Annotated in this window: 16 protein-coding genes and 1 pseudogene; 6 read left to right on the forward strand and 11 right to left on the reverse strand. The window is 47.2% G+C overall.

Going from position 1 to position 18,028, the window contains the following annotated elements; translation table 11 throughout:
• Positions 1-395: 395 nt before the first annotated feature.
• The 3 genes from IM509_RS16400 (at position 396) to IM509_RS16410 (ending at position 2,598) form a co-directional block, all read left to right on the forward strand.
• Complete coding sequence (locus IM509_RS16400; protein ID WP_072926365.1) at positions 396-1,103, forward strand: SIMPL domain-containing protein; 708 nt, start codon at positions 396-398, stop codon at positions 1,101-1,103.
• A 151-nt stretch (positions 1,104-1,254) separates the two neighbouring features.
• A complete protein-coding gene (locus tag IM509_RS16405) occupies positions 1,255-2,178 on the forward strand; it encodes an alpha/beta fold hydrolase (RefSeq protein ID WP_081417870.1) in 924 nt (307 codons plus the stop codon).
• A 42-nt stretch (positions 2,179-2,220) separates the two neighbouring features.
• On the forward strand, positions 2,221-2,598 hold the full coding sequence (locus tag IM509_RS16410) for a hypothetical protein (RefSeq protein WP_002758665.1): 378 nt from the start codon (positions 2,221-2,223) through the stop codon (positions 2,596-2,598).
• Positions 2,599-2,706: 108 nt separating this feature from the next.
• Here the strand turns inward: IM509_RS16410 and IM509_RS16415 are convergent, their stop codons facing one another.
• From IM509_RS16415 to IM509_RS24375, 4 genes are all read right to left on the reverse strand, one after another.
• Positions 2,707-4,122, reverse strand: a complete 1,416-nt coding sequence (locus IM509_RS16415) for a cation:proton antiporter (protein ID WP_072926363.1) — start codon at positions 4,120-4,122, stop codon at positions 2,707-2,709.
• A 126-nt stretch (positions 4,123-4,248) separates the two neighbouring features.
• Positions 4,249-4,587, reverse strand: a complete 339-nt coding sequence (locus IM509_RS16420; RefSeq protein WP_072926370.1) for a P-II family nitrogen regulator — start codon at positions 4,585-4,587, stop codon at positions 4,249-4,251.
• 75 nt (positions 4,588-4,662) lie between these two features.
• Entirely contained in the window at positions 4,663-5,784 is a 1,122-nt protein-coding gene (locus IM509_RS16425) for a sodium-dependent bicarbonate transport family permease (RefSeq protein ID WP_072926360.1), read from the reverse strand.
• Between the two features lie 217 nt (positions 5,785-6,001).
• Complete coding sequence (locus IM509_RS24375; RefSeq protein WP_072926358.1) at positions 6,002-6,295, reverse strand: sulfate permease; 294 nt, start codon at positions 6,293-6,295, stop codon at positions 6,002-6,004.
• A gap of 231 nt (positions 6,296-6,526) precedes the next feature.
• On the opposite strand from IM509_RS24375, the gene IM509_RS16435 reads away from it, so the two are divergent.
• Positions 6,527-7,447 (forward strand): LysR family transcriptional regulator, encoded by a 921-nt coding sequence (locus IM509_RS16435; RefSeq protein ID WP_072926356.1) that lies wholly within the window; start codon positions 6,527-6,529, stop codon positions 7,445-7,447.
• A 48-nt stretch (positions 7,448-7,495) separates the two neighbouring features.
• Here IM509_RS16435 and ftsH4 read toward each other — a convergent pair whose 3' ends face one another.
• The 3 genes from ftsH4 to IM509_RS16450 form a co-directional block, all read right to left on the reverse strand.
• The gene (gene ftsH4, locus IM509_RS16440) at positions 7,496-9,373 is read right to left on the reverse strand and encodes an ATP-dependent zinc metalloprotease FtsH4 (protein WP_002785593.1); all 1,878 of its coding nucleotides are present in this window, start codon (positions 9,371-9,373) and stop codon (positions 7,496-7,498) included.
• A 77-nt stretch (positions 9,374-9,450) separates the two neighbouring features.
• Complete coding sequence (locus IM509_RS16445; protein WP_072926368.1) at positions 9,451-10,635, reverse strand: tetratricopeptide repeat protein; 1,185 nt, start codon at positions 10,633-10,635, stop codon at positions 9,451-9,453.
• 135 nt (positions 10,636-10,770) lie between these two features.
• Entirely contained in the window at positions 10,771-11,985 is a 1,215-nt protein-coding gene (locus tag IM509_RS16450) for an RNA-guided endonuclease InsQ/TnpB family protein (RefSeq protein ID WP_272079490.1), read from the reverse strand.
• Between the two features lie 78 nt (positions 11,986-12,063).
• Here IM509_RS16450 and IM509_RS16455 point away from each other — a divergent pair.
• Positions 12,064-12,270: pseudogene (locus tag IM509_RS16455) on the forward strand (IS200/IS605 family transposase); the annotation flags it as partial.
• 168 nt (positions 12,271-12,438) lie between these two features.
• Here the strand turns inward: IM509_RS16455 and IM509_RS16460 are convergent.
• On the reverse strand, positions 12,439-13,911 hold the full coding sequence (locus IM509_RS16460; protein WP_185237302.1) for a leucyl aminopeptidase: 1,473 nt from the start codon (positions 13,909-13,911) through the stop codon (positions 12,439-12,441).
• 234 nt (positions 13,912-14,145) lie between these two features.
• Between IM509_RS16460 and IM509_RS16465 the strand changes: the two genes are divergently transcribed.
• Positions 14,146-14,385 (forward strand): hypothetical protein, encoded by a 240-nt coding sequence (locus IM509_RS16465; RefSeq protein WP_044034906.1) that lies wholly within the window; start codon positions 14,146-14,148, stop codon positions 14,383-14,385.
• Positions 14,386-14,445: 60 nt separating this feature from the next.
• Here IM509_RS16465 and IM509_RS16470 read toward each other — a convergent pair whose 3' ends face one another.
• The 3 genes from IM509_RS16470 to IM509_RS16480 form a co-directional block, all read right to left on the reverse strand.
• Positions 14,446-15,855, reverse strand: coding sequence for an NAD(P)(+) transhydrogenase (Re/Si-specific) subunit beta (locus IM509_RS16470; RefSeq protein WP_002757688.1), 1,410 nt, complete (start codon positions 15,853-15,855; stop codon positions 14,446-14,448).
• Positions 15,852-16,148 (reverse strand): NAD(P) transhydrogenase subunit alpha part 2, encoded by a 297-nt coding sequence (locus tag IM509_RS16475; RefSeq protein ID WP_002785583.1) that lies wholly within the window; start codon positions 16,146-16,148, stop codon positions 15,852-15,854. The genes IM509_RS16470 and IM509_RS16475 overlap by 4 nt, the downstream gene beginning before the upstream one ends.
• 194 nt (positions 16,149-16,342) lie before the next feature.
• Positions 16,343-17,491 carry a Re/Si-specific NAD(P)(+) transhydrogenase subunit alpha gene (locus tag IM509_RS16480; RefSeq protein WP_072926350.1) on the reverse strand — a complete coding sequence of 383 codons (1,149 nt, stop codon included), beginning with the start codon at positions 17,489-17,491 and terminating at the stop codon, positions 16,343-16,345.
• Positions 17,492-18,028 lie beyond the last annotated feature (537 nt).

Consider the following 18,028-nt stretch of genomic DNA (forward strand, 5'->3'; position numbering starts at 1 on the left):
CTTCACTCTTGACTTTCTTGCTCTTTTTAATCGTTCCCAGAGACGCTAAGAGTTCTTCTAAATATTCTTTGGCAAATTGGTCGTGAATTTGGCGAGTCATTGCAGGGGATAATTAAGCCGAGAAAGTGCATTAACAATCTTTTTGGATCATAGCAAGTTTTGAGAATTTATCGGCTCTTCTAGGTTCTGTGTGATGAGTTTAACTTACATAGGATCGGTCTTTGTGTCCTTTGTGTCTCTGTGGTTCTTTACACTCATTGCTTAAAGGCCCCTTCTCAAGTTCCCAGAGCCTAGTCACCAATATTCCGAAAGTGACAGAAAAGGGATAATCTTCCACTCAATTGCCCAAAAAAAGGCTAGAATCGAAATATAGTATCGATCGCTAGAGATTTTTGATGAATTACAAAAAATTTTGCTTGGCTTTTTTGCTGTCCCTTATCCTCATCAACACTGGATTAGTTATGCCTAGTTACGCAGACGCAAGAGAATTGAGGACAATTACCGTGACGGGAGAAGGAATAGAAAATATCGCCACTTCTCAAGCAATAGTGCGCTTAGGGGTAGAAGTTCAAGGCAAAGAAGCGGGTAAAGTACAGAGGGAAACCGCCACTCGTAGCGATGCGGTGGTTAAATTTCTCCGTTCCCGTCAAGTGGAAAAATTGGAAACCACCGGCATTAGTTTACAGCCCAATTACGACTTCAGCAACAATCAAAGACGTTTAATCGGTTATATCGGGGCTAATTTGATTAGTTTTCAGGTTGATATAGCCCAAGCGGGGGTTTTAATCGATGAAGCGGTAAAAGTCGGGGCAACACGCATCGATGGGGTAAGTTTTACTGCTGGGGAATCAGCGATCGCAGCTGGCCAGAGAAGCGCTCTCATCAAAGCCACAGAACAAGCTAGAGAACAAGCCACAATCGTGTTACAGGCCCTTGGTTTAGTGCCAAAAGAAACGGTTTCTATCCAAGTGGGTAATACCAGTAATCCCGTGCCAATCGCCCGCTCAGAAGCGGTTTTTCGGAGTGCCGATGCTGCCAGTAGCCCGGTTATCGGAGGGGAACAAACCCTGCGCGCTGCTGTCACCCTCGAAATTAGCTATTAACATAACCTTTAGCTATCAGTTAAGCTGTACTGCATTTAAACTGTCTATTGAGTATTTTAGTACAAATGCTCAAACTCTCTCTCCTCGCTCTCCTGCTCATAGACAGTCCTAACGAGTAATTTAGATAGTCAACAGCTTAAAATCAGCACCGATGCTCGGAAAATCTAGAAAACTTTCGCCCTTATCCGTGAATTATCCTAACTTTTTACCCACTGTTAGGGAGGGATTGAGTGAAGATACCTCCCTTGCTCTCCTCGAAAATATCCAACAAATTGCCATCGATAGCCCCATCTATCCTCGATCGATTCTAACCACCTATAGTCAACAAGGGCAAGGTCAACCGCCTTTTGTCCTCCTGCACGGTTTTGATAGTTCCCTGCTGGAATTTCGGCGTTTACTACCTTTACTCGCCCAAAATAGGGAAACTTGGGCGATAGATCTACTCGGCTTCGGTTTTACTGAGCGATACCCAGATTTAGAAGTATCTCCGAAAACTATTAAAAGCCATCTTTACCATTTCTGGAGAACTGCGATCGCCGAACCGATAATTTTAGTCGGTGCTTCCATGGGGGGTGCAGTGGCCCTCGATTTTGCCCTCTCCTACCCGGAAATAGTGGCGAAATTAGTCCTCATTGACAGCGCAGGACTAGCTAATCCCCCAGTTTTGGGTAAATTGATGTTTTCGCCCCTCGATAAGTGGGCAACTAATTTTTTAGCCAATCCCCGCGTGCGCCAAAATATCAGTCGTACCGCCTATTTCGATCAAACTTTGGCCACTGTTGATGCTTGCACCTGTGCTAGTCTGCACCTGAATTGTCCCCACTGGAGTGAGGCTTTAATCTCCTTTACCAAAAGTGGCGGTTATGGGTCATTTTTGCCGCAATTAAGCCAAATAAACCGAGAAACGCTGATTATTTGGGGAGAAAACGATCAAATTTTAGGCACAAAAGACGCGAAGAAATTTCAGCAGGCTTTACCTAATAATCAACTGGTCTGGATTCCTCGCTGTGGTCATGTTCCCCACCTCGAAAAACCGGAACTTACCGCAGCCGCGATAGTTAAATTTGCGAGCTAAGAACTTATAATGGGATTATTTGACCCTATAGTGCCAACTTTTATGAAATTTTTGCCGATCGCTCTCGGTACATTCAGCCTTCTGAGTTTATCTGTCAATATTCCTGCTACCGTAGCCACACAACAGCTTTTTTGTCAAGGCCGCATGAATAACGGTTGGTCCTATTCGGCAGAATTTCTCAATGGACGTTTTGAACGCATTCGCTGGACGCGTTCTGGTCAACCTCCCCAAGTTTCTAGCCTTAGTTTTAAAAATACTAACAACAAAGGACAACCGATTTATCGGGGCAGTTTATTCGCCGCAGTCAGTGTGACTCTGATAGACTTATCGAAAGGAGATGTCCGTCCCGGTTCGCAAATTTCCGTGGGGGTGGAAGAATGGGGTTGGTCGCGGGGAAACTGCGCTCTTTCTAACCGTTGACATCCTCACCGCTGTAAACGGACGGTGATTCCTCTCTGTTTTCTAGAACGACAAAAAAGGCTGAAGCATTTTCAGCCTCGTCTAAAAAATCAGATTTTACCCGCCAAATTAAGGAATAGGATTAGCCGAATCCTTGCTTTCTAGGGTTTCGGGAACAGCTTCCGTCTTACCAAAAGCGATTCTCAGGAAGGGAGGGGCCAGGAAAGTCGTTAGGATTACCATAATAATAATCGACACCTCTAAAGGCTTATCCAAAATTCCGCTGGCCGAACCAATCCCAGCAAAAACTAAACCCACCTCACCCCGGGGAATCATACCCACACCGATGGCGAGGCGATTGATGCCAGATATACCAAAAACTGCCCAGCCTGTCACCAGTTTACCGATAATCGCCACAACCATCAAAAAGACAGCGATCAAAAGTCCGGCCCGATTCTCCGGTACCGTTGGGTTTAAAACACCGAGATCGGCACGCGCTCCCACCGTCACAAAGAAAATCGGTACAAGCAAATCGGCGATCGGTTTGATTAATTCATCCAACTCGTTGCGGGTATCAGTTTCATCAAGCACCAAACCGGCAGCAAAGGCCCCTAAAATCGCTTCCAGATGAATAGCATTGCCTAAAAATGCCATAAAGAAAGCGAAGACAAATGCGGGAATAACAATATTTCCCCTGGTTTTCAGCCGCTCCACGATCGCCACAAAACTTTTGTTAAAAATACCTCCCAACAAAATTGATCCGATCAAAAAGGCCGTAGCGCTGACAATCAGATAAATAACATTGGTCACATCAATCTCACCAGTTTTGGCTAAACTAGCGACCACAGCCAGAACAATAATACCGAGGACATCATCGATCACCGCCGCACCGACAATAATTTGCCCTTCTTTGGATTTGAGTTGACCTAACTCTGACAACACCTTCGAGGTAATACCGATACTGGTTGCCGTTAAGGCTGCCCCCGCAAAAATCGCCGGGATAGCCGCCACATGAAAGACGAGCATTAACCCGGCCGTACCCGCCGCAAAAGGTGCCGCCACCCCCACACAGGCCACCACCGTGGCTTGAATTCCCACTTCCTTGAGTTGTCGCAGATCCGATTCTAGGCCAATTTCAAACAGCAGAATAATCACACCGATTTCAGCTAGAACCGAAATCACTTCACTTTGGGACTCAAAGATGCGGTCCACGGCAGCCGGGGCCAATTGATTCAATCCTTGCAGTACCGTCATAATCAGCGAGTCCGAGGCCGATAGTCCCCCTTCGGGAAAGATGAGCAGATGCAGTGCCGAAACGCCGACAATCACACCGGCGACCAGTTCTCCCAGTACGGGCGGAAAATCCAATCGTCTGGCGGCCTCTGCGCCGAGCTTGCTGGCCAGATAAATCACCACCAGTGTCAGCAATACGCCAGAGAGAATAATCGGTGAATCCTCGGCCACAACGGTGGCGAGCAAGGGGAGCGGAGCCATGGGAACCGCTATCTCCCCGATCGAAGGAGGCAGAATAGGGGACAAAATCATGAGTTTAAAGGGATGAGGGTTAAAGGTTTCAGGTGGTCATAAAACTGGGGGATAGGAAAAAGGGCCACCGCTCAAGGACAGTCAGGCTGCAGATGCGGTGGCCCAGATCAAGACAAGCTTAGTTGTCTAGATATCACAGCCCTCTGGTCCACAGAAACTCTGTCCGTACAGAACCTCCGCGTCACAGAGATAGATCATGCCCGCAAAATTGAGGAAAAACTGATCGGCAACCTGCTTGGCAATATTCTGGGCCATAATTCGATCGGGGGTAAGTATCTCGAACTTGACATTCGTGTCGGTTTCGGAAACGTGGGGTTGTCCCGACGAGCGCACGTTGCGACTGCCTTTACCGCCAGTATCCATCACCGTGTAACCACTCGCCCCGGCTTCTTCGATGATCTTGGCGACTTTTTTCAGCAAAATCTTTTCTGTGACGATGACGAGCTTTTTGGCTGGTTTAGCCATGTTGATTATCTCCTTAAGTGTGTACATTTATTTGCTTGGTAGGCCCCGTCAAGGGAGCGCCCACCGACCACAATCCTAGCCGCCGCTTAGGGCCTGGGCGAGACCAAGGAAGAACGGGATACATAAGCCGATCGCTACGGGTGTACCGATGGCCGTGGACGCGCCTATATAGGCGGAGGGATTAGCCGAGGGGATACCGGCCCGCAACGTGGGCGGCCCGGAGATGTCGGAACTAGAGGAAGCGATGACGGACAGAACCACGACACCGCCCCAACTGAAACCGGTGGCGTAGTGGGCAATCATGCCGAAACCGAAGGCGATTAGCCCATGCACAAACGGTGCTAGGACGCTATAGACGACATACCACTGGGCTACTTTACGCAGTTCACCAACCCTTGACCAAGCCTCCATCCCCATGACCAGCATCAAGATCGAAAGCAAGCCGCGAAAGAGGGGATCGTAGAAGCTTTTATAGACAGTTTCCGGCTGGGTGAATATGCCCAAAGCCAGACCTAATAACATGGCCGATAGGGCCGGTCCGCGCAGGCTTTCCTCAATGATCGGCCAGATCTTGACCCGATTATCCGTAGGCTGCTGTAGGCTGAGATACTCCTGCCGACTGCTGGGATAATCCTGCTGATCGGAATAATTCCCGGCCGCCACCGGCTGCTTGCTAAAAGACTCTTGGTCGTGGGCCGCTTCTTTCTGCTTCTTCTTGTTAAGATAAATGTTAGCCACCACGATCGCCGTTACCAGCGCCGGGATATCCATAAAAGGATAGAGTGCGCCAGCCCAGGCCTCGTAGGGGATCTTTTGTTCTTCGAGTACCGTCAGACCGGCTGCCATAGTCGAGCCACTCACGGCTCCAAATAACCCCCCAGTCGCGATCGCATCCACCACCTTCACCTTGGGCAGATTGGCCAGGGTATAGCGGGCGATGAAGACCACAACAATCCCTACTATGACGGCAAAGATCATGGGTAACACCATTTCCGTCAGGTTGGAATTGCGGATGGCAATCCCGCCAGTCAGACCGATTTTGGTCAGCAGCATAAAGACAATGATCGTACAAATTGACTCTGGGATAACCAATTCACTTCCGAGAGCAGCAATGATCATCCCACCAATCAAAAAGGCCAGTGTTGGGGACTGCAACTGCTTAACAAAGTCCATGACAAACAATGACAAAAAATCCACGAATACCTCCTTGGGCCTCCCCTGATGAGGAGTATTAATACAAATGAGCTAAATAAAATTTCAAAAGCTGAAAAAGAGTAAGAGTAATACCATTTTTCTTTATTCTTGGCAGGTATCTTGCCCCCCGATGTCGGGGGGGCAGGGGGGGTGGGGGGGGTTAGGGGTGAGGGCAATTAACCATCTCTGCCATTACTTGTGAAAAATGGTATAAGGCTCTTTACCCCTCAAGCAAACCTGTTGCGGGCAGAACTTTGGATAGCGTCAAGTCTGGGGGCAAGCCTAATTCAGGATTTTTGGCGGTTAAACTAGCCATGATCGTCCTTGTCCCAGAAGCTACACCGAAAGCGAGAGCTAGAGGGAGAGAAACGACGGCAGCTGTTAGAAAACCTAATATATCGCCCCGCAAATTGTCAAAATGAATACGATTGGTTATTTCCATGAGAATCCAACTGAGCAAAGGATTTTTGTCCACAATAAAGCCGGCGGTTGACAGACCAGCCTTGATAGACAAAACTTTATGGTTTTTAAAGATCGATTGTTATAAATCTATACTAGAACGGATATCTTGACAAGCAAATTTTTGTAAATTGAGTTTAAATCGATATATCTTTACAAAAGTATTGATTTAAACCTATGATATAAGCGGGGTGGGGAGGTTTTTACTCGTTCCCCTCCATTCCTGCTTCTGTTTAGCAAAGCTCCTCAAGGCAGTAACAGAAGTGTAGCTCTCTAGAGGCCTCTCTTGATTCACGCCACTTTACATCAACTGATTGTCTTTGAAGCGACCGCTCGTCATGGCAGTTTTACCAGGGCTGCTGAAGAACTATCGATCACCCAACCCACCGTTTCCACCCAGATGAAACAACTGACTAAATCATTGGGTTTACCCTTATTTGAACAGATAGGCAAACGTTTGTATTTAACCGAGGCCGGACGCAGTTTATTAGTCACCTGTCAAGCAGTCCTCAAGGATCTTGATAACTTTGAGATGGCGATCGCCGATATCAAGGGCATTAAACAGGGTAAACTGCGTTTAGCTGCGGTATCCACAGCCCAATATTTAATCCCTCAGATCCTAGGTCCTTTTTGTCAACAGTACCAAGGGGTGGATGTGTCCCTAGAATTGACCAATCACCAAGACCTAGAAACAAGGATGATCAATAATGTTGATGACCTATATATTTTAAGCGAACCCCCCCAAGAGCTAAACCTGGAGATTCAACCGTTTCTGGAAAATCCCCTCGTGGTTATTGCTCGCAAAGATCACCCCCTAGCGGGACAGAAAAAAATTCCGATTAAACGACTGCAAGGGGAACCTTTTATTATGCGGGAAATGGGATCGGGAATTAGACGGGCAGTACAGCAAATTTTTCTCGACCATGGCATCACCGTATCTCTGCGTTTGGAAATCGGCAATAATGAAGCCATTAAACAAGCGATCGCTGGTGGTTTAGGAATTTCAGTTCTGTCTCAGCACGTCTTAAATTTAGATAATCCCAATGGGGAATTTACCATCCTTGACGTGCAAGATTTTCCCATCCAACGCCATTGGTATGTGGTTTATCCCAAGGATAAAAAACTATCTGTGATCGCCAAGACTTTTCTGGATTATCTCCTCAATATTCAGCCCCAATCCCTCTTAAAGGTCAAAATTTCTAGATGAGAAACCCCATCTTCAACAAAGATGGGGTAAGGTAAAAATCAAATCAATCTAAACAGTAACAGGTTCTCGATCGAGGGGTTTAACGCGATCGAGCAGTGCTTGCAACTGTTCCCCTTCAATCACCTCTTTACTGAGGATTTCTTGGGCAATTTCTTCGAGTAAATCGCGATTTTGAGCAAGGATATCCAGGGCCTGCTGATGACCATTTTCGACAATCTCTTTCACTTCATTATCGATCGCTTTGGCCGTATCATCGCTCACCAAGCGCCGGGGATTCATCATACCATCTCCCAGAAAACTATTCTGTTGACCTTTTTCGTAGGCTAGGGGGCCGAGAGTCTTACTCATACCATAGGTAGTCACCATGCGTTCGGCCAGATCCGTCGCCCGCTGCAGGTCATTAGCGGCCCCAGTAGTAATACTACCAAAGATAATCTCCTCGGCGGCCCGACCACCTAAAAGAGTAGCAATTTGGTCGCGTAATTCCGTATCATCCATCAGGAAACGGTCTTCCGTGGGCATTTGCAGGGTATAACCGAGGGCTGCCATGCCGCGAGGCACGATCGAAATCTTAGCAACTTTACCACCCCCCGGCATAACTGCACCGACGAGAGCGTGACCAACTTCGTGATAAGCGACGATTTTCTTCTCTTTTTCCGAGAGAACCCGGCTTTTCTTCTCTAAACCCGCCACTACCCGCTCGATTGCCTCATTAAAGTCCTCTTGGGCGACGGTGCTGCGTTGATTGCGGGCTGCCAATAAAGCGGCCTCATTGACTAGATTAGCTAAGTCAGCACCGGCAAAACCGGGGGTACGGGTAGCAATCTGTTTTAAATCCACATCCGAGCCTAATTTTACCTTACCTGCGTAGATTTCGAGGATTTTTAAGCGTCCAGCCAGATCGGGGCGATCAACTAACACTTGGCGATCAAAACGGCCGGGGCGTAAAAGGGCGGGATCAAGAGTTTCTGGGCGATTAGTAGCGGCCAGCACGATTACCGTCGCATCACCAGCGTTAAAACCGTCCATTTCCGTCAATAATTGGTTTAAAGTCTGTTCCCGTTCATCGTTACCCCCCATAAAATTACCGTTAGCGCGAGATTTACCGATCGCGTCTAATTCATCGATAAAAATAATACAGGGGGCTTTTTTCTTGGCCTGTTCAAACAGATCTCGCACTCGGGCCGCACCTGCACCGACAAAGAGTTCCACGAATTCCGACCCCGAGATACTAAAGAAAGGAACTCCCGCTTCTCCCGCGACTGCTTTTGCCAGCAGGGTTTTGCCTGTCCCCGGCGGACCGACTAGGAGGACACCCTTGGGAATCCGCGCCCCGATTTGAATGTAACGTTGGGGATATTTAAGAAATTCGACGATTTCTGCCAATTCGGTTTTCGCTTCTTCCACACCGGCCACATCTTTAAAAGTGGTTTTGGTGGTATCTCCTTCCACATAGACTTTAGCGCGACTTTTGGTAATCGATAAAGCCCCGGCTGGACCACCGCCACCGCTGCGAGCGAGGAAAAATTGCCAAATACCGACAAAAATCAGGGGAGGAATCACCCAACTAAGGACACTGCCAATCCAGCCATTTTTTGGCGGTGGCGCGGCGGCGAATTCTACGCCCTTGGCTTCTAGACGTTTGGGCAATTCTAGGTCAAAAATCGGTGTAGTGCTGAAAATTCGTCCGTAGTTGCCCTCTTGGTCGTTTTTAAGCTGATAACGAATCTCATTCTGTCCCACGGATACCCTAGCGACGTTGCCATCTTCCACTTGGTCGATAAAAAGACTATAGGGAACTTTGGGGACGCTAGGGCCAAATAATTGCGGGAAAAGAAGGTTAACAATCAGAAATAAGCCGCCTACGGCTAATAAAACATTACCGATCAGGCGAGATTGTGAAGGAGGTTTGCTTTTTATACTCATTGCTGGGCCTGATTGATTAAAATTAGTCTCTATCCTCTCCTCATTGTAGGCTGTTGACTGCTCAAGTTCAGATTGAATCAGGCGGGGGGATTACCGTCGTCTTCGGGCGGTTTTTGCCCTAGTAAAGCCTCTAGACGGGTTTGGGCAAGCTCAAAATCCGGCGCAATCCCTAAAGCTTTTTGATAACAGGCGATCGCTGCTTGGGTTTCGCCTAAATTTTCTAGGGTACTGCCGCGATTGTACCAAGCTTGATAAAAATTATCGTCCGCTTCTAGCACCTGTTGCCAACATTCTAAAGCCTCTTGCCAACGTTGCAGTCCGTATAGGGCGCTGCCTCTAGCGTTAATGACTTGGTGATCGTTGGGGGTGATTTCTAGGGCGCGATCATAACTATTTAAAGCTTCTTCGTAGTTACCGATCATGGCTAAGGCACTACCACGATTATGCCAGGCCGAGGCTAATTGGGGATCGATCGTCAAGGCCTGTTCCCAATCGGCGATCGCATTTGACCAATTGCCTAAATTTGCCTGTTCTAAGCCCTGATTAAACCAATCTTCGGCAGTTTCAGGGTTTTTACCCTCCTGGGGGGAAAATTGAGCGATGAGACTATCAATAATGCTTTCTGCGTCCTTATTTTCGATGCCCAATTGTTCGGCCATTTGGCCCGCTAGGGTAGGATCGTTTTGCAGACGGTTAAATAATTCATCGAGGGTCAGGGTTTCTAATTGGGGATTTTCTGGGTCAGCACCGTTAAAATCGCTAGTTTCACCCGAATATGAGAGATTTTCTGGGGGTTGCGGCTGGGAATAACTGCCCGGGGCCTCATCGTCGCCGGCGTATTCCCAGATTAAAGTGGCAGTTTCTTTGGTGTAGAGTTGATAACCGATCTCGTAGGAAGCTTCACCAATACGTTCAATCCCGGGGAAAGCGCGAGCTAATTCTCCCAAACGGATCATTCTGGTGGCGAGAAGTTGGTTAAGGGAAGCGGAGGATTGCAGACGGCTCCCAAAGCGCTCTAACCATTCTACCCAATCTTTTTGCCGACCTCGATCGCCCAATTTCTCAAAAAATCTCAGAATTCTGCCTTCGTGCCAACCGTGGGACACTCCATCGAGTAACTGCATATAGAGAAACTCGTAGTCTGTATCGGTTAGGGGAACAGATTCGATCGCTTGTACTCTCCCCTTTCCCCCTTGTCCCCCCAAAAGTCGGGTAAAAAAGTTTTCGATCGCACGCCAAAGTTTTCTTAAAAGTCCCTGCATTCTAATCTCGACACTGGTTTTATTAATCTTGCAAGCATCACCCAATTAGTCTAGCAGTTATCAGTTATCGGGGATTGACTCTCCCCCGCTAACCGCGGAGCGCGGTGTAGCGGGGGATTCTCGGTTCTTAGGCTTTTAACTAGATCGACCGAGTTTAACCCAGTCGATCCCCGTCAAATCGCCTCCGCGAGCGTTTTCTAACACGGTCAGTCCGACCGCGTTTTTTCCTCGGTTCTCAATTACCTTCGCTGATGCCGTATCTCTCGGTTCAATGTGGCCGCAAGAATCACACCGGTGAACTCTTTCCGATAACGCTTTTTTACCAGTAATTGCGCCACAATTCGGACACTCTTGCGAGGTTCCGTTTTTATCAACCTTAAGATAATATTTTCCCCGTTTCCAAACAACCAATGGTAGTATCTCGTTAATAAAACTACCAATACCTGAATCCAGAGATTGTTTTCTAACGATCCCTCTAGACCAGGAAACGAAGTTAATATCTTCAACAAAGATATTATCAGCGAGATCGCAAAGGTAATGAGCTAACTTAAAATGCCAATCTCTACGAGTATTAGACACTTTTTCGTGTAATCTCGCTATCTTATCTTGGAGTTTCAACCAATTGTTCGAGCCTTTGACTTGATGTTTCAAGCGTCTTTGTAGCAATTTAAGCTTACTCTGTACTTTCAACAAAAATCGAGGGGCTTTGATTAAATCTCCCCGTGAAGTAGCGACAAAACTCTCAATTCCCGCGTCAATTCCTAAACAGGTCTTCCCTACTGTCATATCGGGAACTAATTCCGTAGATTGGAAAGAAACCAAAACGTAAAATCCCGACGCTTTTTGGATAATTCGAGCTTGTTTAGGCTCAAACCCAGACGGGTACTTCCTAGATTTCCTAATCCGAATTTTTCCCAATTGTGGAAAATTTAAGTATTCGTCACCTAAGAAGTTTTTTGACAGCGCAGGAAAAATAAAACTTCGCATCTTTTTCTTAAATCTAGGAAAGCCGAAGCCTTTCGATTTCATGTGGTCAAACGCTTTATCTACAGTTTTTAAAACTTGCTGTAAGACTTGAGCGTTAACTGTCTTTAATATCGGGTAAACTTTTTTAGCTTCCGTTATATTTTTAGCTTGAACGAAGTAATTTGGATAGGGTTGATCCGCAGGAATTATGTACTCAGAAACTAGCGAACAGCGATCCGCAAGACACTTTCGAGAGTTTAACCAATCTTTCCGTTCCGAGAGCGCGTAATTATCAACGCTCTTACAAACATCAAGAATGTGGACAATCTCTCGTTCCTGTTTCTTGTTTACCTTTAGTTTGTACTGGTAGGTAAGCGTTATCACTGTCGTTAGTTTCGTGATGTGATGTATAGTTAAATTGTAACACTTACTGCCTAGTATATCAACTAATTACAATCATGGACCAAACTAATCGCTAACCTTAAAACAGTTAGTAGTCGCTTAATTAGACAAGAATTTCCGGATTTGGCGGCAAAGTATTTCGACAACAAACCCTATTTTTGGGCGGGAGCTTATTTCGTGGCTAGTTGTGGCGACGTTACTGTCGAACAACTAAAAAAATACGTCGAGAACCAAAACTCCCCGAAAGTGGAAACGCTACCGCGTTAGTTTTATTCTGGTCGCGACTCATCTCCCGTTAACCGCTACGCGGTTTAACGGGAGATGAATCGCGACCTTGAGATAGGGGTTAGGGTTTGGGGAGATTTGTCAGGGATCGGTAAACAGTAAACAGTGAAAATACTCCTCACCTAATACCGCTTACCGATCACCGATAACTTAATTATTGGCCATTACCCAATTAACTAGAGTGCGGACGGGAAAACCGGTGGCCCCGGAATTATTAACGCCATTTTCCTTATCGCACCAGACGGGACCCGCGATATCTAGGTGCAGCCAGGGAGTATTATTAATGAATTGCTTCAAAAATAAAGCGGCTGTAATGGAACCGCCGGGGCGCGGACCGGTGTTTTTCATATCGGCAATTTGAGACTTCAGCCCCTCGAAATATTTTTCTTCTAGGGGCATCGGCCAGAATTTTTCGCCAGCTAATTTAGCGGCCTCTTGGAGTTGATCTGCGAGACTCTCATCGCTACTCCATAAACCGGCGATATCGTCCCCCAAAGCAACGACACAGGCCCCGGTTAAAGTGGCTAGATCCACGATCGCATCCACCTCTAATTTTTCCGCAAAAACCAAGCCATCGGCCAGGGTTAATCGTCCCTCGGCATCGGTGTTATTGACTTCAATAGTTTTGCCATTAGAAGCGGTTAAAATGTCCCCAGGGTGCATAGCGCGACCACTAATCATATTTTCCGTAGCCGGACAGATAAAGTGTACTTCCACTTCTGGCTGTAATTGGGCGATCGCCTTGGCTGCCCCTAGGGTGGCGGCACCACCCCCCATATCCATTTTCATGGTTTCGATGCCGCTGCCGGCCCCTTTAATATTCAAACCGCCGGAATCAAAGGTTAAACTTTTACCGACGATTGCTAGTTTACGTTTCGGGGCTACTTGGGGTTTATAGATTAAATGAAGGAATTTCGGGGGAATATCCGAGGCTTTGGCCACTCCAAGGAAGGCTCCCATGCCCAAGCTTTCGCATTCTTCCTGTTCCAGAATTTTGAGACTTAATCCGTATTCGGCGGCAATTTGCTCGGCGGTTTCTGCCATGGTTAGGGGGGTGACGGTGTTAGCGGGAGCATTGACTAATTCTCTGGCCAAAATCACTCCGGAACAGATTTGCTCGGCCTTGACGATCGCTGATGTTTGCTCTCCTAAACCCAATAACTCGACGGTTTCTAATTTGGCTCCTTTTTCCTCTTTAGTGGACTTGAAGCGGGTATCCTGATGATTGGCCAGCAGCAGCCCTTCTGCGATTGCTCCGGCAGTGGCGGACTGATCGCCAACTACCGGTAAACTGATGGCCAGAGCTTGGCTTTTTTGTTGTTTGGCCAGACGAGCGATGGCGGCGGCCGCTAGACGCAGGGTTTGCAGGTCGAAATCGGCAGTTTTTCCCAATCCCACCAGGATTAATTTGCGAATCGGACCACCACCTAGACGAGTCGCCGCACTGCTGCCTAATTTTCCCTCGAATTCCGTCTCGGAGATGAGATCCCCTAGGTTTCCCCCTAGTTTATCGTTTAATTCTGCCAATTCTCCTGCAATCTCGATGGCTCCTTCTGGTAAACCTAGGGCTAAAGTATCTCCTGTCCAAGTAAGGAGCGAGGTGTCAGTCGATCGAATATCCATTCTTTATCTCGATAATTCTTTGCAAATTGCTTCTATTAATCACTATACTGTAAGCTCTATCAGTTATCATCGATCATCTGTTGAGGTTTAGTGGCTCCCTGTCAAGAATCAAGGTCTAGCTCTTGCTAAAATCATTGTCCCTGATTGCTGATGCTGACTGGGGATAACTGCCATGGGTTCCACTACTTAGAAAAAATTACCAAGTTTGTGTTGATCACTCAAGGAGAAATTTTTATGGAAATATCTCGTCCTAATCAAGTAGAATTAACCGCAGAAGAACAACAGGAACTAGAAAAGTTGCGAGCTATTATCGAACAGGCTAGTGTTGATGGCGTGATCACTCAAGGGGAAAGGGAAAGAATCGCCCTAGCTATGAGGTCTGATGGTAAAGTGACCCTAGAAGAATTAGAGTTAGTCAGAACTTTAATTACCGAAAAAGTGAGCAAAGGGGAATTAGTTCTTGATTATCTTTAAACTCTGGAAAATCGGATAAAAAAAAAGACGGGGTTTTCACCCCGTCCTATTTGTTAAGAATTATGACAAATCCTTGACTTGTGATACTAATTGTGCTACCACATCTTGAGCGCTACCAAAGAGCATAAAGGTTTTAGGATTGTAGAATAATTCATTTTCTACCCCAGCAAAACCCGATCGCATACTGCGCTTAATCACGATCGTGTGCTGTGCCTTATCCACGTCGAGAATCGGCATTCCATAAATCGGACTAGCTTTATCGTGACGGGCAGCGGGATTAACCACATCATTCGCCCCAATAATTAACGCCACATCAACGCGCTCAAACTCAGGATTAATATCATCCATATCGTAGAGTTGCGGATAGGGAACATTAGCTTCGGCCAATAATACATTCATGTGGCCGGGCATTCTTCCTGCCACGGGGTGAATAGCATATTTAACCTCAACGCCATTTTTTTCCAACTGTTCAGCCAATTCTCGCACTGCGTGTTGTGCTTGGGCCACCGCCATGCCGTAACCGGGTACAATCACCACAGAACGCGCATAACCGAGCATCATTGCCCCTTCTTCTGAATCAATAGCATGAACTGATTTATCAAGGCTAGAAGTGGCGCTCGCTTCGCCTCCAGCACTAGCACCTGTACCAAATGCCCCAAATAGTACACTAGCCAGCGATCGATTCATGGCTTTACACATGATCTGAGTCAGGATAATCCCCGACGCACCCACCAAAGCACCAGCGATGATCAACATACTATTCATCAGGATAAAACCGACTACGCTGGCGGCAAGTCCCGAAAAAGAGTTTAAGAGCGAGATAACCACGGGCATATCGCCGCCGCCGATGGGAAGCACGAATAAAGCCCCGAAAATTAGGGAAAGTGCCACCAAGGTCAGGAAAACATCGATCGAGGTGGGATCAAAAAAGAGATAGACACTACCCCCTAAAAAGGTGAGTAGCAAGAGAATGTTAAAGGGTTGTTGGAAAGGAAAAGTTACGGGCGCGCCACTGATTAATTCCTGTAATTTGGCAAAAGCGAGGACACTACCGGTAAAAGTGACACCGCCGATCAATATACCCAAAATAGCGATCAGTATCGAGTCAAAGGCAATATTTTCACCACTTTGCAGTAAACGCCAGTATTCGCCAATGGCAATTAAAGCACTGGCAGCACCGCCTAAACCGTTAAAAATCCCCACCATTTGGGGCATAGCTGTCATCGGGACTTTTTGCGCCGAAACTAGGCCGATAATCGAGCCAATCACTAACGCCACGGCGATTAAACCATAGCTGAGGATTTCTTGATTGATTAAGGTGGCAATAATGGCGATTAGCATCCCGATGGCAGCCAGAAAATTGCCTTGACGGGCGGTAGCGGGGGAAGATAATTGTTTAAGACCGATGATAAATAAAATGGCGGCAAGTAGATAGGACAACTCGATCCCTGTGATAAGGGCATTATTCATGATTTAGCCTCTTTTTTCTTGAACATTTGCAGCATTCGATCGGTAACGACAAAACCACCGACCACGTTAACCATCGCCAAAATAACGGCAATTAACCCTAAAATTACGGTTAATTGGTGCCAATCCGTGCCTCCGGCGATGAGGAGCGCACCGACAACGGCGATACCTGAAATTGCATTCGCTCCCGACATCAGGGGTGTATGGAGAGTGGGAGGAACTTTATTGATCACCTCGAAACCGACAAAGGAAGCGAGGACAAATACCACTAAAGCGGTTAAAAGTTGGGCAGTCATTGGTTAAGTAAAAAGGGGATAGGGTTTGGGGATAGGGAAGTGGGGTGATGGGGGATTGGGGAAGTGGGGGATTGGGGAAGTGGGGGATTGGGGAAGTGGGAATTATGAATTATGAATTATGAAGTGGGGAGAACAAAGCTGCCTTCTGACTCCTGACTCCTGACTCCTAACTCCTGACGACCGACTCCTGATAGCTAAAAAGCGGATAACTGTTCACTGAGGGCGGATTTAATGCGTTGGTTGCGGATTTCGCCAGCGTGGGTGACACAGGCACTATCAATGATGTCATCGGCAAAATCGAGGTTTAAACCGCCCTCTTTGCTGACTAAAAGCTGTAGCAGCATTTGCAGGTTTTTGGCGTACATCTGGCTGGCATTGGTGGCCACTGTGGCAGGAAGATTAACGGCTCCAACGATTTTTACCCCATTTTCGATGATTTCTCGTCCCGGTTGGGTGTAGGCGCAATTTCCGCCCTGTTCCGCCGCTAAATCAACGATTACCGCCCCCGCTTTCATGGTGGCGATCATTTCTTTGGTGACTAGCAGCGGGGCCTGTTTCCCTGGTACTTGGGCGGTGGTGATCACCACATCAGCCCGCTTAATTGGTTCCGTTAGGGCTTGACAAATGCGCTCCTGTGTGCTAAGAGAAACCTCTTTGGCGTAACCGTTATCGGCGACGGTATCTTCTTCTAGGGGCATTTCAATAAATTTCGCCCCGACACTCTGCACTTCTTCTTTGACTTGGGGACGAATATCAAAAGCCTCCACCACTGCCCCCAAACGGCGGGCGGTGGCGCAAGCTTGCAATCCGGCAACTCCTGCCCCCAATACCAGCACCTTGGCTGGGGCAATCGTACCGGCGGCGGTAGTCATCATCGGGAACATTTTCGGCAGCTGCACGGCGGCGAGGAGTACCGCTTTGTAACCGGCGAGGTTAGCCTGAGAGGAGAGGGCATCCATACTCTGGGCGCGACTACTGCGGGGAATTAATTCCATGCTCAAAGCGGTGATCCCGCGATCGGCTAATTTGGCAATGCGCCGGGGTTGACGCAGGGGATCGAGAAAGCCGATGAGAATACCCCCATTTTTGAGGCGATCGATCTCGCTATCGCTAGGAGGGACGACTTTGAGAATAATATCGGCAGTTTCATAGATATATTCGCTGTTTTCGCTCAGGGCGGCTCCCACGGCACTATAGGCACTATCGGCAAAGTTGGCACTAATTCCCGCCCCATTTTGGACAATTACCTCAAATCCCGCCTTGACTAAACGGGCGACGGTATCCGGCACTAGCGCCACCCGCGCCTCGCCTTGGTCACTTTCTTTGATTACGCCGATTTTCATGGCTGGGTTTCTCCTTAATAAGTCCTTCTCTTGTCTTATGCTGTTAGGGTAAGGGTTTCGTTAAATGCGATCGATCCCCTGGGATAATTTCGAGTCAAAATTGCTTTTCACTTCCATCCTAGCTATCCTCACCTTTCTGGCTCTTTTTCGGGCTAAATCTTAGGATTATCTTCAGAATTAAAGGGTTTTGAGCGCCATTGCTTGAGATTTTTTTATAATTATGAGGTACAAAGCTTTCGTTCTGGGGAACGCCGAAACGCTTAACATTAGACGATATTCTGTCCTAGATACCAGATTAATTTATACTTCATATTTATGAGAAAGGCTGTAAGCTGTTCCTCAATTCTCCCTGACCGAGATTATAAACTAATAAGCAGAGAGACATTAAGGATAACATCTGACTGACGGACACATTTTTCAATACAAAGACAAGTACTGTTATGTGAAAGCCTCAAACTCCTGAATAAAAGAAAAGGTAATTTTGCCATAATAATCCTGACGAGCTTTGCGAGAAGAGCCAACAGGGAAAAGGGTCAA

The sequence above is a fragment of the Microcystis sp. M31BS1 genome (genome assembly GCF_020245285.1).
Lineage (GTDB): Bacteria > Cyanobacteriota > Cyanobacteriia > Cyanobacteriales > Microcystaceae > Microcystis > Microcystis panniformis.